At 66.2% G+C, this 17,058-nt stretch carries 17 protein-coding genes and 6 tRNA genes; 15 read left to right on the forward strand and 8 right to left on the reverse strand.

The features are described from left to right. Window positions 1–16 precede the first annotated feature (16 nt). The 6 genes from rpe to ARTSIC4J27_RS12195 all read right to left on the reverse strand — a co-directional run bounded on the left by rpe (window position 17) and on the right by ARTSIC4J27_RS12195 (window position 5,020). Window positions 17–694, reverse strand: coding sequence for a ribulose-phosphate 3-epimerase (gene rpe / locus ARTSIC4J27_RS12170; protein WP_050055443.1), 678 nt, complete (start codon window positions 692–694; stop codon window positions 17–19). 51 nt (window positions 695–745) lie between these two features. Then, the gene (locus ARTSIC4J27_RS12175; protein ID WP_050055444.1) at window positions 746–2,377 is read right to left on the reverse strand and encodes an RsmB/NOP family class I SAM-dependent RNA methyltransferase; all 1,632 of its coding nucleotides are present in this window, start codon (window positions 2,375–2,377) and stop codon (window positions 746–748) included. Next, window positions 2,374–3,294, reverse strand: a complete 921-nt coding sequence (fmt, locus tag ARTSIC4J27_RS12180; RefSeq protein WP_050055445.1) for a methionyl-tRNA formyltransferase — start codon at window positions 3,292–3,294, stop codon at window positions 2,374–2,376. Before fmt ends, ARTSIC4J27_RS12175 begins: the two co-directional genes overlap by 4 nt. Then, on the reverse strand, window positions 3,291–3,905 hold the full coding sequence (def, locus tag ARTSIC4J27_RS12185) for a peptide deformylase (RefSeq protein ID WP_050055446.1): 615 nt from the start codon (window positions 3,903–3,905) through the stop codon (window positions 3,291–3,293). The genes fmt and def overlap by 4 nt, the downstream gene beginning before the upstream one ends. A gap of 88 nt (window positions 3,906–3,993) precedes the next feature. Next, window positions 3,994–4,854, reverse strand: coding sequence for a cytochrome (locus ARTSIC4J27_RS12190; RefSeq protein WP_050055447.1), 861 nt, complete (start codon window positions 4,852–4,854; stop codon window positions 3,994–3,996). Window positions 4,855–4,948: 94 nt separating this feature from the next. Further along, window positions 4,949–5,020: transfer RNA gene (locus ARTSIC4J27_RS12195), tRNA-Val, on the reverse strand. A 351-nt stretch (window positions 5,021–5,371) separates the two neighbouring features. Between ARTSIC4J27_RS12195 and ARTSIC4J27_RS12200 the strand changes: the two genes are divergently transcribed. The 7 genes from ARTSIC4J27_RS12200 to ARTSIC4J27_RS12230 all read left to right on the forward strand — a co-directional run bounded on the left by ARTSIC4J27_RS12200 (window position 5,372) and on the right by ARTSIC4J27_RS12230 (window position 7,727). Continuing rightward, window positions 5,372–5,444, forward strand: a tRNA-Gly gene (locus tag ARTSIC4J27_RS12200). Window positions 5,445–5,491: 47 nt separating this feature from the next. Then, window positions 5,492–5,562, forward strand: a tRNA-Cys gene (locus ARTSIC4J27_RS12205). 42 nt (window positions 5,563–5,604) lie between these two features. Further along, window positions 5,605–5,676 (forward strand) — tRNA-Val (locus tag ARTSIC4J27_RS12210). A gap of 55 nt (window positions 5,677–5,731) precedes the next feature. Further along, window positions 5,732–5,804 (forward strand) — tRNA-Gly (locus ARTSIC4J27_RS12215). Between the two features lie 41 nt (window positions 5,805–5,845). Continuing rightward, window positions 5,846–5,917 (forward strand) — tRNA-Val (locus tag ARTSIC4J27_RS12220). Between the two features lie 172 nt (window positions 5,918–6,089). Continuing rightward, window positions 6,090–6,344 (forward strand): antitoxin, encoded by a 255-nt coding sequence (locus ARTSIC4J27_RS12225; protein ID WP_050055608.1) that lies wholly within the window; start codon window positions 6,090–6,092, stop codon window positions 6,342–6,344. Window positions 6,345–6,503: 159 nt separating this feature from the next. After that, the gene (locus ARTSIC4J27_RS12230; protein WP_050055448.1) at window positions 6,504–7,727 is read left to right on the forward strand and encodes a benzoate/H(+) symporter BenE family transporter; all 1,224 of its coding nucleotides are present in this window, start codon (window positions 6,504–6,506) and stop codon (window positions 7,725–7,727) included. Here the strand turns inward: ARTSIC4J27_RS12230 and zapE are convergent. Continuing rightward, complete coding sequence (zapE, locus tag ARTSIC4J27_RS12235; RefSeq protein ID WP_050055449.1) at window positions 7,724–8,761, reverse strand: cell division protein ZapE; 1,038 nt, start codon at window positions 8,759–8,761, stop codon at window positions 7,724–7,726. The genes ARTSIC4J27_RS12230 and zapE overlap by 4 nt on opposite strands. 215 nt (window positions 8,762–8,976) lie before the next feature. Between zapE and ARTSIC4J27_RS12240 the strand changes: the two genes are divergently transcribed. From ARTSIC4J27_RS12240 to ybaK, 3 genes are read left to right on the forward strand one after another with little or no spacing between them, the layout of a single operon-like run. Then, entirely contained in the window at window positions 8,977–9,900 is a 924-nt protein-coding gene (locus ARTSIC4J27_RS12240) for a sulfurtransferase (RefSeq protein WP_050055450.1), read from the forward strand. A 35-nt stretch (window positions 9,901–9,935) separates the two neighbouring features. Continuing rightward, window positions 9,936–10,385, forward strand: a complete 450-nt coding sequence (locus tag ARTSIC4J27_RS12245) for a SufE family protein (RefSeq protein ID WP_200900822.1) — start codon at window positions 9,936–9,938, stop codon at window positions 10,383–10,385. 17 nt (window positions 10,386–10,402) lie between these two features. Further along, complete coding sequence (ybaK, locus tag ARTSIC4J27_RS12250) at window positions 10,403–10,897, forward strand: Cys-tRNA(Pro) deacylase (RefSeq protein WP_050055451.1); 495 nt, start codon at window positions 10,403–10,405, stop codon at window positions 10,895–10,897. Between the two features lie 199 nt (window positions 10,898–11,096). On the opposite strand, the gene ARTSIC4J27_RS12255 is transcribed toward ybaK, so the two are convergent. Further along, a complete protein-coding gene (locus ARTSIC4J27_RS12255; RefSeq protein ID WP_083435436.1) occupies window positions 11,097–12,398 on the reverse strand; it encodes an alpha/beta hydrolase family protein in 1,302 nt (433 codons plus the stop codon). 149 nt (window positions 12,399–12,547) lie between these two features. Between ARTSIC4J27_RS12255 and ARTSIC4J27_RS12260 the strand changes: the two genes are divergently transcribed. The 5 genes from ARTSIC4J27_RS12260 (at window position 12,548) to ARTSIC4J27_RS12280 (ending at window position 17,011) form a co-directional block, all read left to right on the forward strand. Next, window positions 12,548–13,039 carry a hypothetical protein gene (locus ARTSIC4J27_RS12260; RefSeq protein ID WP_050055452.1) on the forward strand — a complete coding sequence of 164 codons (492 nt, stop codon included), beginning with the start codon at window positions 12,548–12,550 and terminating at the stop codon, window positions 13,037–13,039. A 14-nt stretch (window positions 13,040–13,053) separates the two neighbouring features. Further along, window positions 13,054–13,572, forward strand: a complete 519-nt coding sequence (gene msrB, locus ARTSIC4J27_RS12265) for a peptide-methionine (R)-S-oxide reductase MsrB (RefSeq protein WP_083435437.1) — start codon at window positions 13,054–13,056, stop codon at window positions 13,570–13,572. A 140-nt stretch (window positions 13,573–13,712) separates the two neighbouring features. Beyond that, a complete protein-coding gene (locus ARTSIC4J27_RS12270; protein ID WP_050055453.1) occupies window positions 13,713–15,080 on the forward strand; it encodes a DUF6421 family protein in 1,368 nt (455 codons plus the stop codon). 59 nt (window positions 15,081–15,139) lie between these two features. Further along, window positions 15,140–15,886, forward strand: a complete 747-nt coding sequence (locus ARTSIC4J27_RS12275) for an SDR family oxidoreductase (protein ID WP_050055612.1) — start codon at window positions 15,140–15,142, stop codon at window positions 15,884–15,886. A gap of 27 nt (window positions 15,887–15,913) precedes the next feature. After that, window positions 15,914–17,011, forward strand: coding sequence for a threonine aldolase family protein (locus tag ARTSIC4J27_RS12280; protein WP_050055613.1), 1,098 nt, complete (start codon window positions 15,914–15,916; stop codon window positions 17,009–17,011). The last annotated feature ends 47 nt before the right edge of the window (window positions 17,012–17,058 follow it).

Here is a 17,058-nt window from a genome sequence, read left to right on the forward strand (position 1 = left end):
GCCGGACGTCTCCTGACTATTCCGCCGCGGAACGTAACGTTTCGCTTCCCGCCTGCCGCAGCCGGTCAATCGCGGCCGCCGGGTCATCGGCACCGTAGACGGCAGAGCCGGCCACAAAGACGTTGGCACCAGCCTCGGCCGCCCGGGCGATGGTGTCCTCGGTAATACCGCCGTCCACCTGGATGGCCACACCGATCCCCGAACCGTCGATCGCGTTCCTGGCACGCCGGATTTTGGGCAGGGTCACGTCCAGGAAGGCCTGCCCGCCGAAGCCGGGCTCCACCGTCATGATCAGCAGCATGTCCAGCTCTGACAGCATGTCCAGATACGGTTCCACAGGTGTTCCCGGCCGCAGGGCCATGCCTGCCTTGGCACCCCTCGCCCGCAGTTCGCGTGCAAGTTTGATGGGTGCAATGGCGGCTTCGGCGTGGAACGTGACGGATGCCAACCCGGCGTCCGCGAAGCCGGGCGCCCAGCGGTCGGCGTCGGCAATCATCAGGTGGGCATCGAGGGGCACGGGGCTGACTGCCTGGATCCGCTGGACCACCGGCAGGCCGATGGTGAGGTTGGGCACAAAGTGGTTGTCCATCACGTCCACGTGCACCGCGTCCGCATTGCTGATGCGCTTGAGCTCAGCCTCAAGGTTGACGAAGTCGGCAGAGAGGATGCTCGGGTTGATGCAGCATTGCGTCACGGGGGGTACCTTTCACGGGCAGGACTCCGGGGAGCCGGCACTTGTTGGGGGTCAGGGCTTTTTGCGGATCAGGGCAAGGAACATGGCGTCGGTGCCGTGGACGTGGGGCCACAGCTGGGCGGTGGACTCGTGCCCTGCGCCAAGGTTCCCGGTCAGGCTCACACTGTCCAGGACCTGCCCGGCCTCCAGCAGCTCCAGGTCATCGCGTTTGCGAAGGGCATCGCTGACCACGGCGGTGGTTTCGGCAGGGTGGGGCGAGCAGGTCACGTAGGCCACCACGCCGCCCGGGCGGACAGCAGCCAGTGCGGAGGCGAGCAGTTCACGCTGGAGCGGGCCGAGGTCGGCCAGGTCCTTGGGCGTGCGGCGCCAGCGGGACTCCGGCCGCCGCCGAAGCGCGCCCAGGCCACTGCAGGGGACGTCGACCAGGACGCGGTCAAACGACTCGGGCTTTTCGGTGCCCACGTCGCGGCCGTCGCCGGTCCTGACCTGCCAGGTTTCCCGGGGCACGGCCGACAGCGCCTGGCTGACCAGTTTGGCACGGTGGGGTGCAGGTTCATTGGCCAGCAGCGTGGCTCCCGTCTGGCTCGCCAGCGCACCGAGCAAGGCAGCCTTGCCGCCGGGGCCCGCGCACAGATCCAGCCAGGCTTCGCCGTCGTGCTTTGAGTCAGCCCCAGCAGCATCGCCGGCGCCACGGTTCATGCGAAGGTCAACGGCGGCCATGGCCCGTGCCACCAGCTGCGAACCGACGTCCTGGACCCTGGTGCTGCCATCCCTCACTGAGGCCAGCCGGCCAAGGTCCCCGCCGCTGGACAATGCGGAACCTTCCACCAGTTCACCGGGAGCGGCTCCATTTTCAAGGGCCTCGTCAAGGCTTCCGATGCCCGGCAGTGCCACCAGGTTAACCACCGGTGCGGCATTGTCGGCTTCCAGAAGATCGTTGATTTCCGAGGCCGGACGCCCGTGCGCCACCAGCGACTGGCGCATGGCGCGCACAATCCACTCGGGGTGTGCGTGGCGGAGGGACGCCACCTTGGTCTCATCTGTTTCATCGGCGGTCAGCAGCTCCAGCCATTCCTCGAGGGTGTGCGCAGCGACTTTGCGGAGGACGGCGTTGATGAGGGCTGAGGGTCCCGCGCCGATGACGGCGCGGGCCAGTCCCACGGTCTGGTCCAACGCCGCATGCGCGGGAACCCGCATGGCCAGCAGCTGGTGGACTCCGAGCCTGAGGGCGTCCAGGATGGCCGGGTCCAGCTGGTCCAGCGGACGGTCGACGCAGCGGGCCAGGATGGCGTCGTACGTTCCCTGGCCCCGAAGGGCCCCGTAGCTGAGTTCGGTGGCGAACCCGGCGTCCCGCTTGTCCAGGCCGTGGTGCCGGATCCGCGCCGGCAGCACCAGATTGGCATAGGCGTCATCGGCGGCCACAGCCCGGAGAACTTCGAACGCCACCAGCCGGGCTGGATCTGCCCGGCGTGTCCGCTGGGACGGCGCGTTTTCAGTGAAACTGCGCTGGGAGGCCCGGTTCCGTTCCCGGCCCTTGGCGTTGCGGTTGCTGGAATCGCGCGGCCCGCCGTTGCCGCGGCCGCTTCCTCCGCGCTGGCCGCCACCGGAGCCGCCGCGCTGGCCGCCCGAGTTGCCGCCGCCGGTTCTTCCGCGGCCGCCCTGGTTGTCGCCGGAACCGCTCATTCGAACACCACGCTTTCAAGGGAAGCCATGCCGCGTGCCCAGTCGGCAGCGGCCATCATCTTTTTGCCGGCGGGCTGGACCCGGGTCAGCTCCACGGCGTGGGAACCTGTTCCCACCAGCACGCTCTTACCGTCGACTGACACGACACCGGGCGCCAGCTGTGAAACGTCAGGCCGCAGCCGGACGGGTTCCAGCTTGACGCGCTGGCCCGCCAGAACCGTCCAGGCTCCCGGTTCCGGAGTGACTCCCCGCGCCTGCCGTCCGATCGCCAGGGCCGGGTACTTCCAGTCCAGGCGGCCGTCGTCGAGGGTCAGCTTGGGTGCCAGGGAGACTTCACCGGTCTGCGGCACCGCGGCGGCCTTGCCGGCGTCGATGGCCGACAGGGTTTGGGCGAGCAGCACGGCGCCACTGTGCGACAGCCGTTCCAGGAGCTCCCCGGCGGTATCGTCGGGCCCCACCGTTTCCGTCAGGGTTCCGAACACCGGTCCGGTGTCCAGGCCCTCCTCCAACTGGAAGGTCACAGCGCCGGTGATGTCGTCGCCGGCCATCACGGCGCGCTGCACGGGGGCGGCACCGCGCCAGGCGGGAAGGAGGGAGAAGTGCAGGTTGATCCACCCGTGCCGCGGGATGCCGAGCGCCGCCGGCGGGACCAGCCCGCCGTAGGCCACAATGGCGGCGACGTCCGGACTGGCCGCGGCAATCCTTGCGACCGTTTCATCCTTGATCCGGGACGCATGGATCACCTCGATCCCCAGCTCAGCTGCCCGGGCGGCCACCGGCGACGGGGTCAGTACGCGCTTCCGGCCGATAGGTGCGTCGGGCCTGGTAAGGACAGCGACGACGTCGAACCCTGCTTCGACGAGTGCATTAAGGGACGGGACAGCAACGGCGGGGGTTCCCGCGAAGAGGACCCTCACCCCTTGGTACCGGCCGCGCCTGAACCGAAGCTGGATCCGGACGTCGCGCCGCCAAAGCTCGAGCCCCCGAAACTCGAGCCGACTGTTTTGGCGCGTTTCGCCGTCGTCTTTTCCGTGATCGAGTCGTAGTTGGCGTTGCGGATGGAACGCAGGGCAGCCTTGCGGTCCTCCCCTTCCAGCCTGTCCGTGTAGAGGATGCCGTCCAGGTGGTCATTCTCGTGCTGGAAGCAGCGTGCCAGCATACCCTCACCTTCAACTGTGACGGGGTTGCCGTGCATGTCCACGCCGGTGACGCGGGTGGCACGGTAACGCTTGACCGGGAAACCCAGGCCCGGGATGGAGAGGCAGCCTTCCACGTGGTCCGGCTGGAAGTCCTCGCTGTTTTCCAGTACAGGGTTGATGATGTGCCCTTCCACGCCGTCGATTCGGTAGGTGAAGACGCGCTTGCTGACGCCGATTTGAGGCGCGGCGAGGCCGGCGCCGTCCACGTCTTCCATGGTTTCAGTCATGTCCGCCACCAGCTTGGCCAGCTCAGGCCCGAAATCCGTCACAGGCTCGGCAACTGTGCGGAGCACAGGATCACCGATGATGCGGATATTCAGAATAGCCATGCGCTGTTTGTCCTTACGGTAGGCGGCAAAGGGGACCAATCCAGTTTAGGCGCAGACAAGTCGGCGGGCTGTCCGTGCGCCCGCATACCTAGACGGGCTGTACCTGCGGGAGCGGCGGAGGGGCGATGGGCAGGAGCGCCGTGCCGGCTGAAATGGTGTCCGCGGACAGCTCCCACACACGCCGGAGGGCGCAGAACTTCCACCAGTGGTGCTTGAGGACGTCGGGGTTGGCGCGGACGGGGCGGACCTCGGTCTCGCCAATGGCCACGGCCAGCAGGACCGGGTTTTCGCCGTACTTCCAGGGCTCCCAGGTCCCGGTTTCCGGGTCCACCAGGCTTTCCTCGGCTTTCATGCCGGCCACCAGCTGCATCACCACTTTGTCGTCCAGCGGCTTGACCAGGCCGTCGCGGGTGGTGCCCTTGGTTTTGTAGTCGATGAGGCAGATGCGGCCGTTAATCCTGGCCACGAGGTCCAGGGTTCCGGCGTACCCCACGGAGTTGTTCCAGACGGTGATCTCGGGGGCGATGGGCTCAACCTGGAAAAGCTCCCACCATTCGTCGAACCGGACGGCGAAGGCTTCTTCGCCGTTGGCGGCCAGGGCCTCGCGCGCCTCCTTCATGCCGTGGGGACGGCCCAGGGCCCGCAGGGCCACCTGTTCGCAGTAGAAATGCACGCGGTCCCCGCGCTTGGCGGCCTCGTCCCGGTAGGTTTCCGCCGCCTTGGCCGCCCGGTTGACTGCCTGCTTGATTTTCGCCGGACTTCCCAGGCAGTCCGCCAGCAGCGGATCCTTAGCCAAACTGCTGGCGCCCATATATCCGAACCAGCCGTCAAGCCCGTGCGGCTGCTGGCCGATCACTGTGGTGATGGACGGCACCGAGAACTGCTCGGAGGTGGACCGGGCGTACATCCGCCCGTATTCGGTGGCGTGGGCAAGAAGTGGAGCTGTCATAAGAAAAACTCTTTCACAAGGGGCTGACAGAATGTCCGCATGCACAAAAAAGGTCCGTTTCCGCTGCTGATGAGCGGAAACGGACCCTGTGCGGTGGGCGATACTGGGTTCGAACCAGTGACCTCTTCGGTGTGAACGAAGCGCGCTACCACTGCGCCAATCGCCCTGATGCATTTGAATGTTAGCGGACCTTGCGGCCATTTCGGAAATCGGCCGGAAGCGGCACCAGATCAGCCACGTAACCCGGCAGCCGGGCCGGCCATCGGAAGCGACGGAGACACGCGCGGCTCCCCTGCCCGGCCCCTTCCGATGCAGCCACCCGCGCGAACAACCCGGGTACCGCCGTCGGGAATTACATGCCTGTAACTTCGCAAAACCGCGCTATTACTGGGAAGCAGCGCCATTGCGTCTCCCCCGTCAGCCGCCGATTTGGAGAATCCCCGAACCTCCTATATTGTTTTTACTCGTTGGAAAGCGAGGAAATGCCGGGAACGGCACCGAATCAGCCCTCCAAAATGCGGACGTAGCTCAGCTGGTAGAGCACCACCTTGCCAAGGTGGATGTCGCGAGTTCGAATCTCGTCGTCCGCTCGCAGGACACTGTCACGGCAAAGGTTCTTAGGAATCGGAGCTAACACGGTGGGTTGGCCGAGAGGCGAGGCAGCGGCCTGCAAAGCCGTATACACGGGTTCGAATCCCGTACCCACCTCGGTGAAAACCATGGTTTTTCGGATCATTTCCGAATGAACATGGGCGATTGGCGCAGCGGTAGCGCGCTTCCCTGACACGGAAGAGGTCACTGGTTCGATCCCAGTATCGCCCACTGGCAAGGCAACTTGCCCGCAGTAACTCCGGTTTTACCGGTCCATCCTGCACACGCGGACGTAGCTCAGCTGGTAGAGCACCACCTTGCCAAGGTGGATGTCGCGAGTTCGAATCTCGTCGTCCGCTCTCTCACTTCACAAAAACCCATACGCCGGCCTTCCGGTTCCGGGCGATTGGCGCAGCGGTAGCGCGCTTCCCTGACACGGAAGAGGTCACTGGTTCGATCCCAGTATCGCCCACATCGAGCAGCTCCCCGGAGCTGCTTTTTTCATGCCTGCCTGGCTGCCGACGTTCCTGCATCCGCTCCGGGCGAACGCCCAAACCCCCTGATTTCCTTGGCACGCCTTCCCGGCAGGGCTAGGATCGAAGGCGCAAGGAGCGACCTGGCTCCGCGATTGAAGGGAGGTGCTCGTGGGACTGATTGACGATCTAAAGGGCAAGGCTCAAGGTCTCATCCATGGCAACGAGCAGGCCATCAAGGACGGCCTCACCAAGGCCGGCGATTTCGTCGACACCAAGACCGGGGGCAAGTACTCGGGTCACGTCGACAAAATCCAGAATGGCGCTTCCAAGCTCATTGACAAGAACGGAACCCCAGGCGCGGCACCTGCCGCTGAGCAGGTTCCGCCGGTCAACCCGGTTCCGCCGGTTGACAAGGCTCCGTAAACAGGATTTGGCCAGGGCTTTGCCCTAGTACGTCAACGGGGTGCGGGTCCCGCCGGGAGGCGGCACCCGCACCTTTGGCGTTTAAGGACAATCCCATCCCGGGCTTGTCCGCCGCGGCCCGATTGAAGGCTGGTGGAACAGTCCCGATAACCTGCCCGTATGGCGAAGTCCCCAGCATCCCTCAAAACCCACCGGTCCGGCAGGACATCCGCCCTCGATTCCAGGCCGGTTGTGGCAGGAATTGTCACGGCGCTGGTGGGCTTCACCTCGTCGTTCGCAGTGGTCCTGTCCGGGCTGAAGGCAGTGGGGGCCGACCCCGCGCAGGCCGCTTCCGGACTGCTGGCACTCACCGTGGCCGTGGGCGTGGGCGTCTTGTGGCTTTCCTGGCGGTCCAAAGTGCCGGTGACCCTCGCGTGGTCCACCCCCGGGGCTGCGTTGCTGGCAACGTCAGGAACGGTCGACGGCGGGTGGCCGGCCGCCGTCGGCGCCTTCCTTGCCGCAGGCATACTGATTGCCATGACCGGCCTGGTCCCCGCCCTGGGGCGGATGATGGCCAAGATCCCGGCAACGCTGGCGCAGGCGATGCTGGCCGGCGTGCTGCTGCAGCTCTGCCTCGCGCCATTCAAAGCCCTGGGCAACGTCCCGCTGTTCATAGCCCCGGTCATTGCCTGCTGGCTGGTCATGATGAAGTTCGCTCCCCGCTGGTCGGTGCCGGCAGCGCTGCTGGTGGCCCTGGTGGTGATTGGCGTTTCCCTGGCAGCGGGCGGAACATCCCTGGCAGGCACCATAATGCTTCCCACGTTTGACTGGACCACCCCTCAGTTCACCCTTCAGGCCATGGCCGGCATCGCCCTGCCGCTCTTTGTGGTGACCATGGCATCCCAGAACGTTCCGGGGGTGGCTGTGCTCCGGTCGTTCGGCTATTACACCCCCTGGCGTTCAGCCATGCTGGTGACGGGGGCCGGGACTGCCCTGGTGGCCCCTTTTGGTGCCCACGCCATCAACCTCGCCGCACTGAGCGCCGCGCTGGCGGCAGGTGAGGAAGCGGGGCCGGACCGGAGCAGGCGGTGGATTGCGGGCTTCACGTCCGGGCTTGCCTACCTTGTGCTGGCTGTGTTCTCCACTGCACTGGTTTCCCTGGTGGCCGCCGCACCGGCAGGCATGCTGGAAGCGGTGGCGGGCCTGGCACTCTTGGGCACGCTGGCAAGTTCAGTATCGGCGGCTCTGGCGGACCCGGAGGACAGGATAGCCCCGGCCGTCACTTTCCTGACGGCGGCCTCCGGACTGGGCTTTGCCGGCGTCGGCTCCGCGTTCTGGGCGCTGGCCGCCGGCCTGGCGGTCCGGGCGGTGCTCAACCCGCGCCGGCCGCCGGCTTCAAGCTAGGACGGTTCGTGGTTCTGGCCCTCACGGGCCAGTGCCGTGAGGCGTGAGACTGCACGGAAATACTTCTTCATGTAGCCGCCGGTCATCATTTCCTCGGTGAAGAGCTTGTCGAAGGGAACACCGCTGGCCAGGATGGGCACATCCTTGTCATAAAGCCGGTCGGCCAGCACCACAAAACGCAGTGCCACTGCCTGCTCGGTAATGGTTCCCACATTGCGCCACACCACGCCGTCGATGCCGTCGATCAGCTGCCGGTAGCGGCTGGGGTGCACACCGGCCAGGTGGGCGATCAGGGTGCTGAACTCATCCTGGGCCACCGTCTTGCCGTCGAACTCGGCTTTCATGTGCGCGGACAGTTCGCTGTTCTTCAGGGGCGCCGGGGCGGCCGGGAGCCCGCGGTGGCGGAAGTCCTCGCCGTCGATCCGGACCACGTCGAACTGGTCCGCGAGGACCTGGATTTCACGCTGGAAGTCCACCGCGGCGAACCTGCCGTCGCCCAGCGAGCCCGGCAACGTGTTGGACGTGGCCGCGAGCTTCACGCCGGCGTCCGCGAGTTCACGCATCAGCCGCGACATCAGCACGGTATCGCCCGGATCGTCGAGCTCGAATTCGTCGATGCAGACGAGTTTGTAGCCGCTCAGCGCCTCCACGGTTTTGCGGAAGGAGAGGGCCCCCACCAGGTTGGTGTATTCCACGAACGTGCCGAAAGCCTTGGGCCCGGGCGAGGCATGCCAGAGCGAGGCGAGCAGGTGGGTCTTGCCCACGCCGAACCCGCCGTCGAGATAGATGCCGGCGCGGGACGTGTCTTTCTTCCCGAACAGTTTCTTGAACAGGCCGCCCCCGTCACCGGCCCCTACGCCCTCGGCAAAACTCTGCAGGGCGCGCACGGCGTGTGCCTGGCTGGGCTGCCTGGGATCGGGCCTGTAGCTTGCGAAGGACACTTGGCCGAACCGCGGCGAAGGATAGAAACCCTTGAGGAGCTCATCCACCGATACCGACGGGGTGCGGGCGGCAAGCTGTTCGATCTGTACCAAGGTGGTCCGTTCTGCTGGTGGTTGGTCCCCAGAAAGGATACCGGCAATGCACCACGGCTCCCGGTGGCGCCGGCCACACTTGGCGGATGCGTGATGAAGCCAACATTTCCTCCTGTTAACGGAATACGGACATCACTTGGGGCGCTGGCTACTGTGGGAGCAGGTCCCAACACCGGTCCCGCGGATCTCCCGTGCTCTCGATGAAAGGCAACGCTATGTCCTACCCGGTTGAACAGAACGAAAAGTTTGCAGCCTACGCCCACCCGGAGCGCCTCGTCTCCACTGAGTGGCTCGCCGCCGCCGTGGACAACGGTGCAGTGGAAAGCGGCCAGCTGGTTGTCGTGGAGTCCGATGAGGACGTGCTCCTCTACGAAACGGGGCACATCCCCGGCGCCGTGAAGATTGACTGGCACACCGACCTGAACGACGAAGTGACCCGCGACTACGTGGACGGGGCCGCCTTCGCGGAACTGGCGGCGTCGAAGGGCATCTCCCGCGACAGCACCGTGGTGATCTACGGCGACAAGTCCAACTGGTGGGCTGCCTACGCGCTGTGGGTCTTCACCCTCTTCGGGCACCAGGATGTGCGGCTGCTCGACGGCGGCCGGGACAAGTGGATTGCCGAGGGCAGGGAACTGACCACGGACAAGCCGGCACCGGCCAGGGGCGACTACCCCGTGGTGGAACGCGATGACGCGCCGATCCGCGCCTTCAAGGAAGACGTCCTGGCCCACCTCGGCAAGCCCCTCATCGACGTCCGCTCCCCCGAGGAATACACCGGCCAGCGCACCCACATGCCGGCCTACCCCGAGGAAGGCGCGCTGCGCGGCGGCCACATTCCCACTGCTGCCTCCATTCCGTGGGCCCGCGCTGCTGCGGCAGACGGAACGTTCCGCAGCCGCGAGGAACTCGACGCCCTCTACCTGGGCGAGGCCGGCATCACCGAAGGCGACGACGTGGTGGCCTACTGCCGCATCGGCGAGCGTTCCAGCCACACCTGGTTCGCCCTCAAGTACCTCCTGGGCTTTGAAACCGTCCGCAACTACGACGGTTCGTGGACCGAGTGGGGCAACGCCGTGCGCGTTCCCATCGTCAAGGGCGCCGAGCGCGGGTCCATTCCCGTCGCCGTCGGAGCCTGACACGGCCCCGTTGGATCCTGCGTAAACTTGGAATGATGACTACTCAAGCACTGCCCACCGCCCTTGCGGCCATTGTGGATGACTTCCAGGCCCTGACGGAGCCCGAGCGGCTGCAACTGCTGCTCGAGTTCTCACAGGGCCTGCCGGAACTGCCCGACCGGCTCAAGGACCATCCCGAGCTGCTCGAACAGGTAGTGGAATGCCAGTCCCCGCTGTTCCTGACCATCGAGACGGAAAAGGGCGCCGGCCCGGTACGGCTCTTTTTCAAGGCCCCGGCAGAGGCTCCCACCACCCGCGGGTTTGCCGGTGTCCTCCACGAAGGCCTGGACGGGCTGTCCGCCGAAGAGATCCTCGCCGTGCCGGATGACATGCCGGAGCTGCTGGGCCTGACCCGCGCCATCACGCCGCTGCGCATGCGCGGGATGACGGCGATGCTGGGACGGATCAAGCGCAAGGTTGCCGCTTCCACGGCGGTACGCTCCTAGCCGTCCGCCTGTACCCGATGGGACGCAAAAACGCATCACAGGGAACCCCGGCCACCGCCGTACTGGCGGCCGCCGGGGTTCCCTTTGTGCTGCATCCCTACGATCACGATCCCGCCGCCGCAAGTTACGGCGCCGAAGCTGCCCAGGCCCTGGGGATCCAACCTGCAAAGGTCTTCAAAACCCTGATAGTGGAGGTGGAAGGAAGGCTGGCGGTGGGCATCGTGCCCGTCAGCGGCACACTCGACCTCAAGGCATTCGCCGCCGCCATGGGAGCCAAGAAGGCGGCGATGGCGGATCCTGCCGCCGCCCAGCGGCGCACCGGGTACGTACTCGGCGGCATCTCCCCGCTCGGCCAGCGGCTCCCTTCCCCCACCGTCCTGGACCACAGCGCCCTGGCGCTGGAGACGCTGCTGGTTTCGGGCGGCAGGCGCGGCCTGGACATCGAACTCGCTCCTGCCGACCTGATCCGCCTCACCAACGCGGTGACGGCGCCCATCAGCTCGCTGTCGTAGGCTCGGGAGAGCCAACCCTGCTGTGCAAGCTCAATGTGGGACACCACTGGGTGGCCGAAACGGACCGTGACGGCAACTTCAACCGGCACTGCAGGAATTGCGGCAAAGAAGACCGGCGCGGCGGCCGATGGTCCGAACGGCTGTCAGCCCGGGACCGTCCCCCGCACATCGAACCACCGGATCCTGGCCCTGGATATTTCTAGGCCCGGTCCCCATCCACTGCAGCGTTGCGTTCCTGCCGGGCTGCACCCGGATTCAGGCGCGGGGCCAGCTGTTTCCGCAGCCACGCCTTGACTACCCGCTCCCAGCGCTCCGGGTCAACGTTCCATTCCTTGGTGTGCCGGGCATGGTTGAAAGCCTCGAAGGTGACCATTTCCGGATTACGTTCAGCCAACAGGGCGGAGGGGCCGTAGGGCACGTACTCGTCGTCCACGCTGTGGATGATCAGCGTGGGAGTGCGCAGTTCAACCGCCCGCGACACCCAGTCCATCGCTTTGAGGTCCACCGGTGCGGACAGCCCGGTGAGCCGCCGTCCCAGCGGGTGCCCCAGCATGAGTTGCCCGTAACGCCCCACCAGTGACGGAATCTTGTTCAGCTGGGCGTGGTGGGCCAGCACGGTCACCCAGTCAATGACCGGGGCATCCAGCACCATGGCCCGGATCAGGTGCCGGTAGCGGGACAGATCGGCAGTCTGCAGGCAGATGGCGCCGCCCATGGACCAGCCGAACAGCACAATTTCCTCGGCCCCGTTCGCCAGGGCATACTCGATGGCGGCTTCGATATCGCGCCACTCGGTGGACCCGAGCCCGTAGCGTCCGTCGTCGGCGGACGGCGCGAGCCCGTCATTGCGGTATGAAACCACGAGGGATGTCAGCCCCAACTCGAGGGCGGGCCCGACGGCGCGCAGGGCTTCCTGCCGGGTGGCGCCCCTGCCGTGGACCATCACTGCCCAGGTCCGTGCCGTCCCGCCGGCGCGGACCAGCCAGGCAGGCGCCTGGCCCCGGTCCACCTCGATCATGACGTCTTCGGCAGGGATTCCGACGGCGGCCGGGTCCGGGTAGAGCGCCCCGCTCCACCAGCCCCAGCGGGCCTTGCCCAGGTCCCCTGCGTACACCGCTTCGATCTCGCGGGACACCGTGCGCTCAGCAGGAGAGTAGGAGACGATACGGCCAATCCGGGCGTGCCCCTTGCCGCCGTCGAAAAAGAGCCCGTAGACCCCGTCAACGGTGGTGTCCTCATTGGCTGCCATGATCACCTGCTGTCCGTTGCCGTCCCGGATCACGGCGAGCACTTCCTGGTTCGCGGCCCGCTGGCGTGCGGGGGTGATCACCCGGCGGGCAAAGTAGACGGCGAGCGCCGAGGATCCCGTGGCCAGCAGCCCCGCGAGCGCGCCTCCGCCGATAGCCCCGCCGATGGCCCATTTGGTCCGCAGCGACAGGCCGGTGCCGGAATCCTTGGGACTCAGGAGGGGTGCGGGGCTGCTGCGCTGGAAAAGTGCCATGGAACTATTCTTACCGCCCCGGCACCGGCAGGCCGTATTTGCCGCCTACGGTCGCATCGGCCCGGCACGTCGTTAAGCCCGACACATCCCTGAACCGGCACAACCCTGAACCAGTGCGGCCGCACCTTGCGCGGGACTAGGCTAAGGCCATGAGTGATCCCATCGTCATCCTGACCGAAGAACCCCTGGGGGCGGACGACCGCCTGAATATCGAGCGTCTAGTGGACGGAGGAGACACGCGGCTGCTGGTCCTGGTTCCGGCGAACACCGAACGCCATCTGCTGGTGGACTTCCTCGAGAACCTCTCGATGCTGGACATCGCCAAAGCCTTCCGCGAACTGACATCCCACACCCCGGATCCAGCCACGGAACGGGCACAGGCGGCGGAGACCCTCGCGGTGTCGCTGGCAGCGCTGGCGGGGCTCGGCGCCGGCGTCACGGGAGAAATAGTCGACGGCGGCGCAGTGCAGGGCCTGGTAGCCAAGGTCAAGGAAAGCGGCGCTTCCCAGGCTGTGGTGATCACCCGGCCGCACGCCGTGGCAGATACGTTCCACACCGACTGGGCGAACAAGGCCCAGGACCAACTGGGCCTGCCCGTCCTGCACCTGTACGCAGGCTCGGGATTTATCGGCGACTCCTGAGCGTTGACAACGCTATGAGCATCTTCGGAAACAACATCGTGGGAAAAAACATCTTCGGAAACAAGGACGCAGATCCGGCTCCCGAGTCCCCTGCCGCCGAGCCCAGCGTCCAGAAGACCGACGCCGAGTGGAGGCAGGAGCTCACGCCGGAGGAATACCACGTTCTCCGCCAGGCGGGCACAGAGCGCCCCTTCACCGGGGAATACTGGGACACCCATACCGCCGGCGTTTACCAGTGCCGGGCGTGCGGGGCGGAACTGTTCACCAGCAATGAGAAATTTGATTCCCACTGCGGGTGGCCCTCCTTCTTTGCACCGCTGGCAGAAGGCACTGTCCGCTACATCCATGACCGCACCCTTGGCATGGAGCGCGTGGAAGTGCGTTGCGCCACCTGCGATTCCCACCTCGGGCATGTGTTCGACGGCGAGGGCTACCCCACCCCCACTGACCAGCGGTACTGCATCAATTCCGTCTCCCTGAAGCTCGTCCCGCGTGAAGAACCGCAGGCCAGCGCGCCCTCAACGGAGGCCTGAGATCAGGAAAGGCTGGACCTTCTCGCAATCCTGAAGCCAGAAGGAAAAGCTTTTCTTATGCTAGGCCGCTTTTCTGATTAGTCCTGCTGTTTGCTTGTTACGCTCGCCGTAGATAGCAAGCAACCAGAAAGGCGCCGACGATGACCGAAACACTGATCACCGCTCCCACCGGGATTTCCGCAGAAAACCAGGACTGGACCAGGCTCAAGGCCGCCGCCACGGCCATCCAGGCGCTCCAGGTGAAGGACGGCTCCGTTCCCGACCCCGCCAACCATGCCGAGGCATCCGTGCACGTGGGCAACATCATTGATGCGGTGAGCGCCCTGGCCCCCGCCTTCCCGCACGATGCTGCTTACCTGGATGCGGTCTGCGCTGATTTCGGCGCCTGGGAGGCCAATGGCTTCACGGTCCCCGACTTCCTGTCCTCGCTGCTGGCCTTCCAGCCGCAGGAACAGCGCCAGGACGGCCTCCAGCACCTGGTGGTCTTCCCCATGTACACGCAGAACGGGAGCAGCAACAGGCTGGTTGAGGCCGTCCTGATCGAAGTGATCTGGCCGGAGTTCATCGCCGGACTTGAGGCCGGGGAGTACTCTAACAAACTGTTCGTCCCCATCCGCTTCCTGGACTTCACCGCCGGTTACGACACCAACTCCGCAGTACTGTTCCCGGAGACCGTTGCCGTCAGCGAAACCCCCACGTTCACCTGGGGCGCCATCTTCGCCGACCGGGAGGCCGCCCGGTTCCGCCGTGTGCTCAAGGCCGCCGCCGAAACCACCCGCCTGGAACTGCCCGAGGGAGCGGCGGAACTCCTCGCCGACCAGGACCTGACGGAGGCAACCTTTGTGATGTGGGATCTCATCCACGACCGGACCCACATGCGCGGCGACCTTCCCTTCGATCCCTTTATGATCAAGCAGCGGATGCCGTACTTCCTGTACTCCCTCGAGGAACTGCGCTGCGACCTGACCGCCTTCCGCGAAGCGGTGCGGATCGAAAAAGACGACGACGCCGACCCGGAGGCGCGCCGCCATGCCAAGCTCGTGCAGTACGCCATCATCTTCGACCGGATTTTCCGCTTCGCGATCACCGGCAGCCGCGTCCGCAACTACGACGGCCTCGGTGGCCAGCTCCTTTTCGCCTGGCTGCACCAGCAGCACGTCCTGCACTGGACCGACACCCGGCTCACCATCGACTGGGACGAGGTGGCCGATGCCGTCATCGCCCTGGGAGCCAGCATCGATGAGCTGTACTGGCGTTCCATCGACCGGCCAAAGACCGCCCACTGGCTCGCCGCCTACGAGCTCATTTCCGCTACCGTTACCCCTAACCCGGCATCAGCCTGGGCCAAGGGTCCTGAAGCGCTGGCACTGGCCGGACCGCCCCGCGGCCTGACTGACCAGGTGCTCGAGGACGAGTTCCCGCTGTCCATGTTCTACGAAGCATTGGAGAAGAAGATGCGCCCCGTGATCGAATCCACCGCCGGAATCACCGGAGCCTCCGCACTGTGACGGAGGAACCGGCAACAGCTGAATCAGAGCCGGAAACGCCTTCTACGGAGGCCGCGCAGCTGAACATCCTGGTGACCGGCGGCAGCGGGACGTCGGGCGTCGCCGTCGCACGGGCGCTGCACCAGGCAGGCCACCGGGTGTTTACGGTGGGTTCGGACCAGGCCAGGATCGAGGCGGCAGCGCAGGAGGCGGGCGACGGCGTCACCGGGCTTGTGTGCGATCTCGCCGCTCTGGCGGAGGTGCGGCAGTTGCGGACTGACGTGGGCGCGACCGGCGGAGACGGCAAGACCACCACCATTAATGGCGTGATCCACCTGGTGGGCGGCTGGCGCGGCGCCAAAGGCATCGCGGACCAGACCGATGAGGACTGGGACTTCCTGGAACGCGGTGCCATCACCACGCTTCGGAACGTGTCCCGTGTGTTCTATGACGATGTTGCCGCCTCGCGCCGCGGCCGCTTCGCCATGGTCTCCTCCACCGCCGTCGACAAGCCGGCGGCGGCCACCGCCAACTACGTCGCCGCCAAAGCCGCTGCCGAAGCCTGGACCATGGCCATGGCGGACGGCTTCCGCCGGGCGGCCGACAACAACCCTGGCGCGGACGCCGGCACCGGACCGGCCGCCGTCGTCCTCGTGGTCAAAGCCCTGGTGGACGACGCGATGCGCCGCAGCCACCCCGAGCGCAGCTTCCCCGGCGCCACGGACGTGGAAGACCTCGCCCGTGCCGTCGTCGGACTTTTCGAAGCCCCCGCTGACCAGCTGAACGGCACCCGCCTCCGGCTGGCGGACCAGCGCGCCCGCGACTGAACTTAGACTGAAAGCGTGACCAAAGCCATGACCACAACAGCTGAAACCGCCGCCGGGATCCGGCTGCACGATCCCAACGTCCGCGGATTCGCCTCGGACAATTATTCGGGCGTCCATCCCGAGATCCTCGCAGCGCTGGCCGCCGCGAATGACGGCCACCAGGTTTCGTACGGGGAGGACGATTACACCGCCAGGCTGCAGGAAGTGCTGGAAGGCCACTTTGGCGCCGGCATCGAGAGCTTCCCGGTCTTCAACGGCACGGGTGCCAACGTCCTGTCCCTGCAGTCGCTGCTTCCCCGCTGGGGCGCCGTGGTTTGCGCCTCCACAGCACACATCAACATGGACGAAAACGGTGCACCGGAACGCATCGGCGGCATCAAGCTGCTGCACGTCCCCACCCCGGACGGCAAGCTCACGCCCGAACTGATCGACCGGGAGGCCTGGGGCTGGGGCGATGAACACCGCGCCCAGCCGCTCGCCGTCTCCATCACCCAGACCACCGAACTGGGCACCTGCTACACGCCCGAAGAAGTCCGGGCCATCGCTGACCACGCGCATGCCAAGGGGATGAAGCTCCACATGGACGGTGCCCGGCTGGCGAATGCGGCCGCCCACCTCCAGGTCCCGCTGCGGGCATTCACGCGCGAAGCCGGCGTGGACATCCTTTCCTTCGGCGGCACCAAGAACGGGCTGCTGTTCGGTGAAGTGGTGGTGGCCCTGAACCCGGAGGCTGCGCACGGGCTGGTGTACCTGCGCAAGATGAACATGCAGCTGGCGTCCAAGATGCGCTTTATGTCGGCCCAGTTCATTGCCCTCCTGGAGGGGGACCTCTGGCTGCGCTCCGCCTCGCATGCCAATGCGATGGCAGCCAGGCTGCGCGCCGCCGTCGACACCATTGACGGGGTGCGGCCCACCCAGAAAACCGAGTCGAACGGCGTCTTTGCCATCCTCCCCGAGGGCGTGGCGGACCGGCTGCGGCAGTCCTTCCGTTTCTACGACTGGGACGAGGCCGCCCGGGAGGTGCGCTGGATGTGTTCGTTCGATACCACCGAGGAGGACATCGATGCCTTTGCCGATGCCATCAGGCGTGAGCTTCGCACTTACCGAAGCGGGACGGCCAGCTAGTCGCGCGGCGACGGCGAGCCTTCCCGCCGTCCCCGGCCCGGTTGCGT

Source organism: Pseudarthrobacter siccitolerans (assembly GCF_001046895.1).
Classification (GTDB): Bacteria; Actinomycetota; Actinomycetes; order Actinomycetales; family Micrococcaceae; genus Arthrobacter; species Arthrobacter siccitolerans.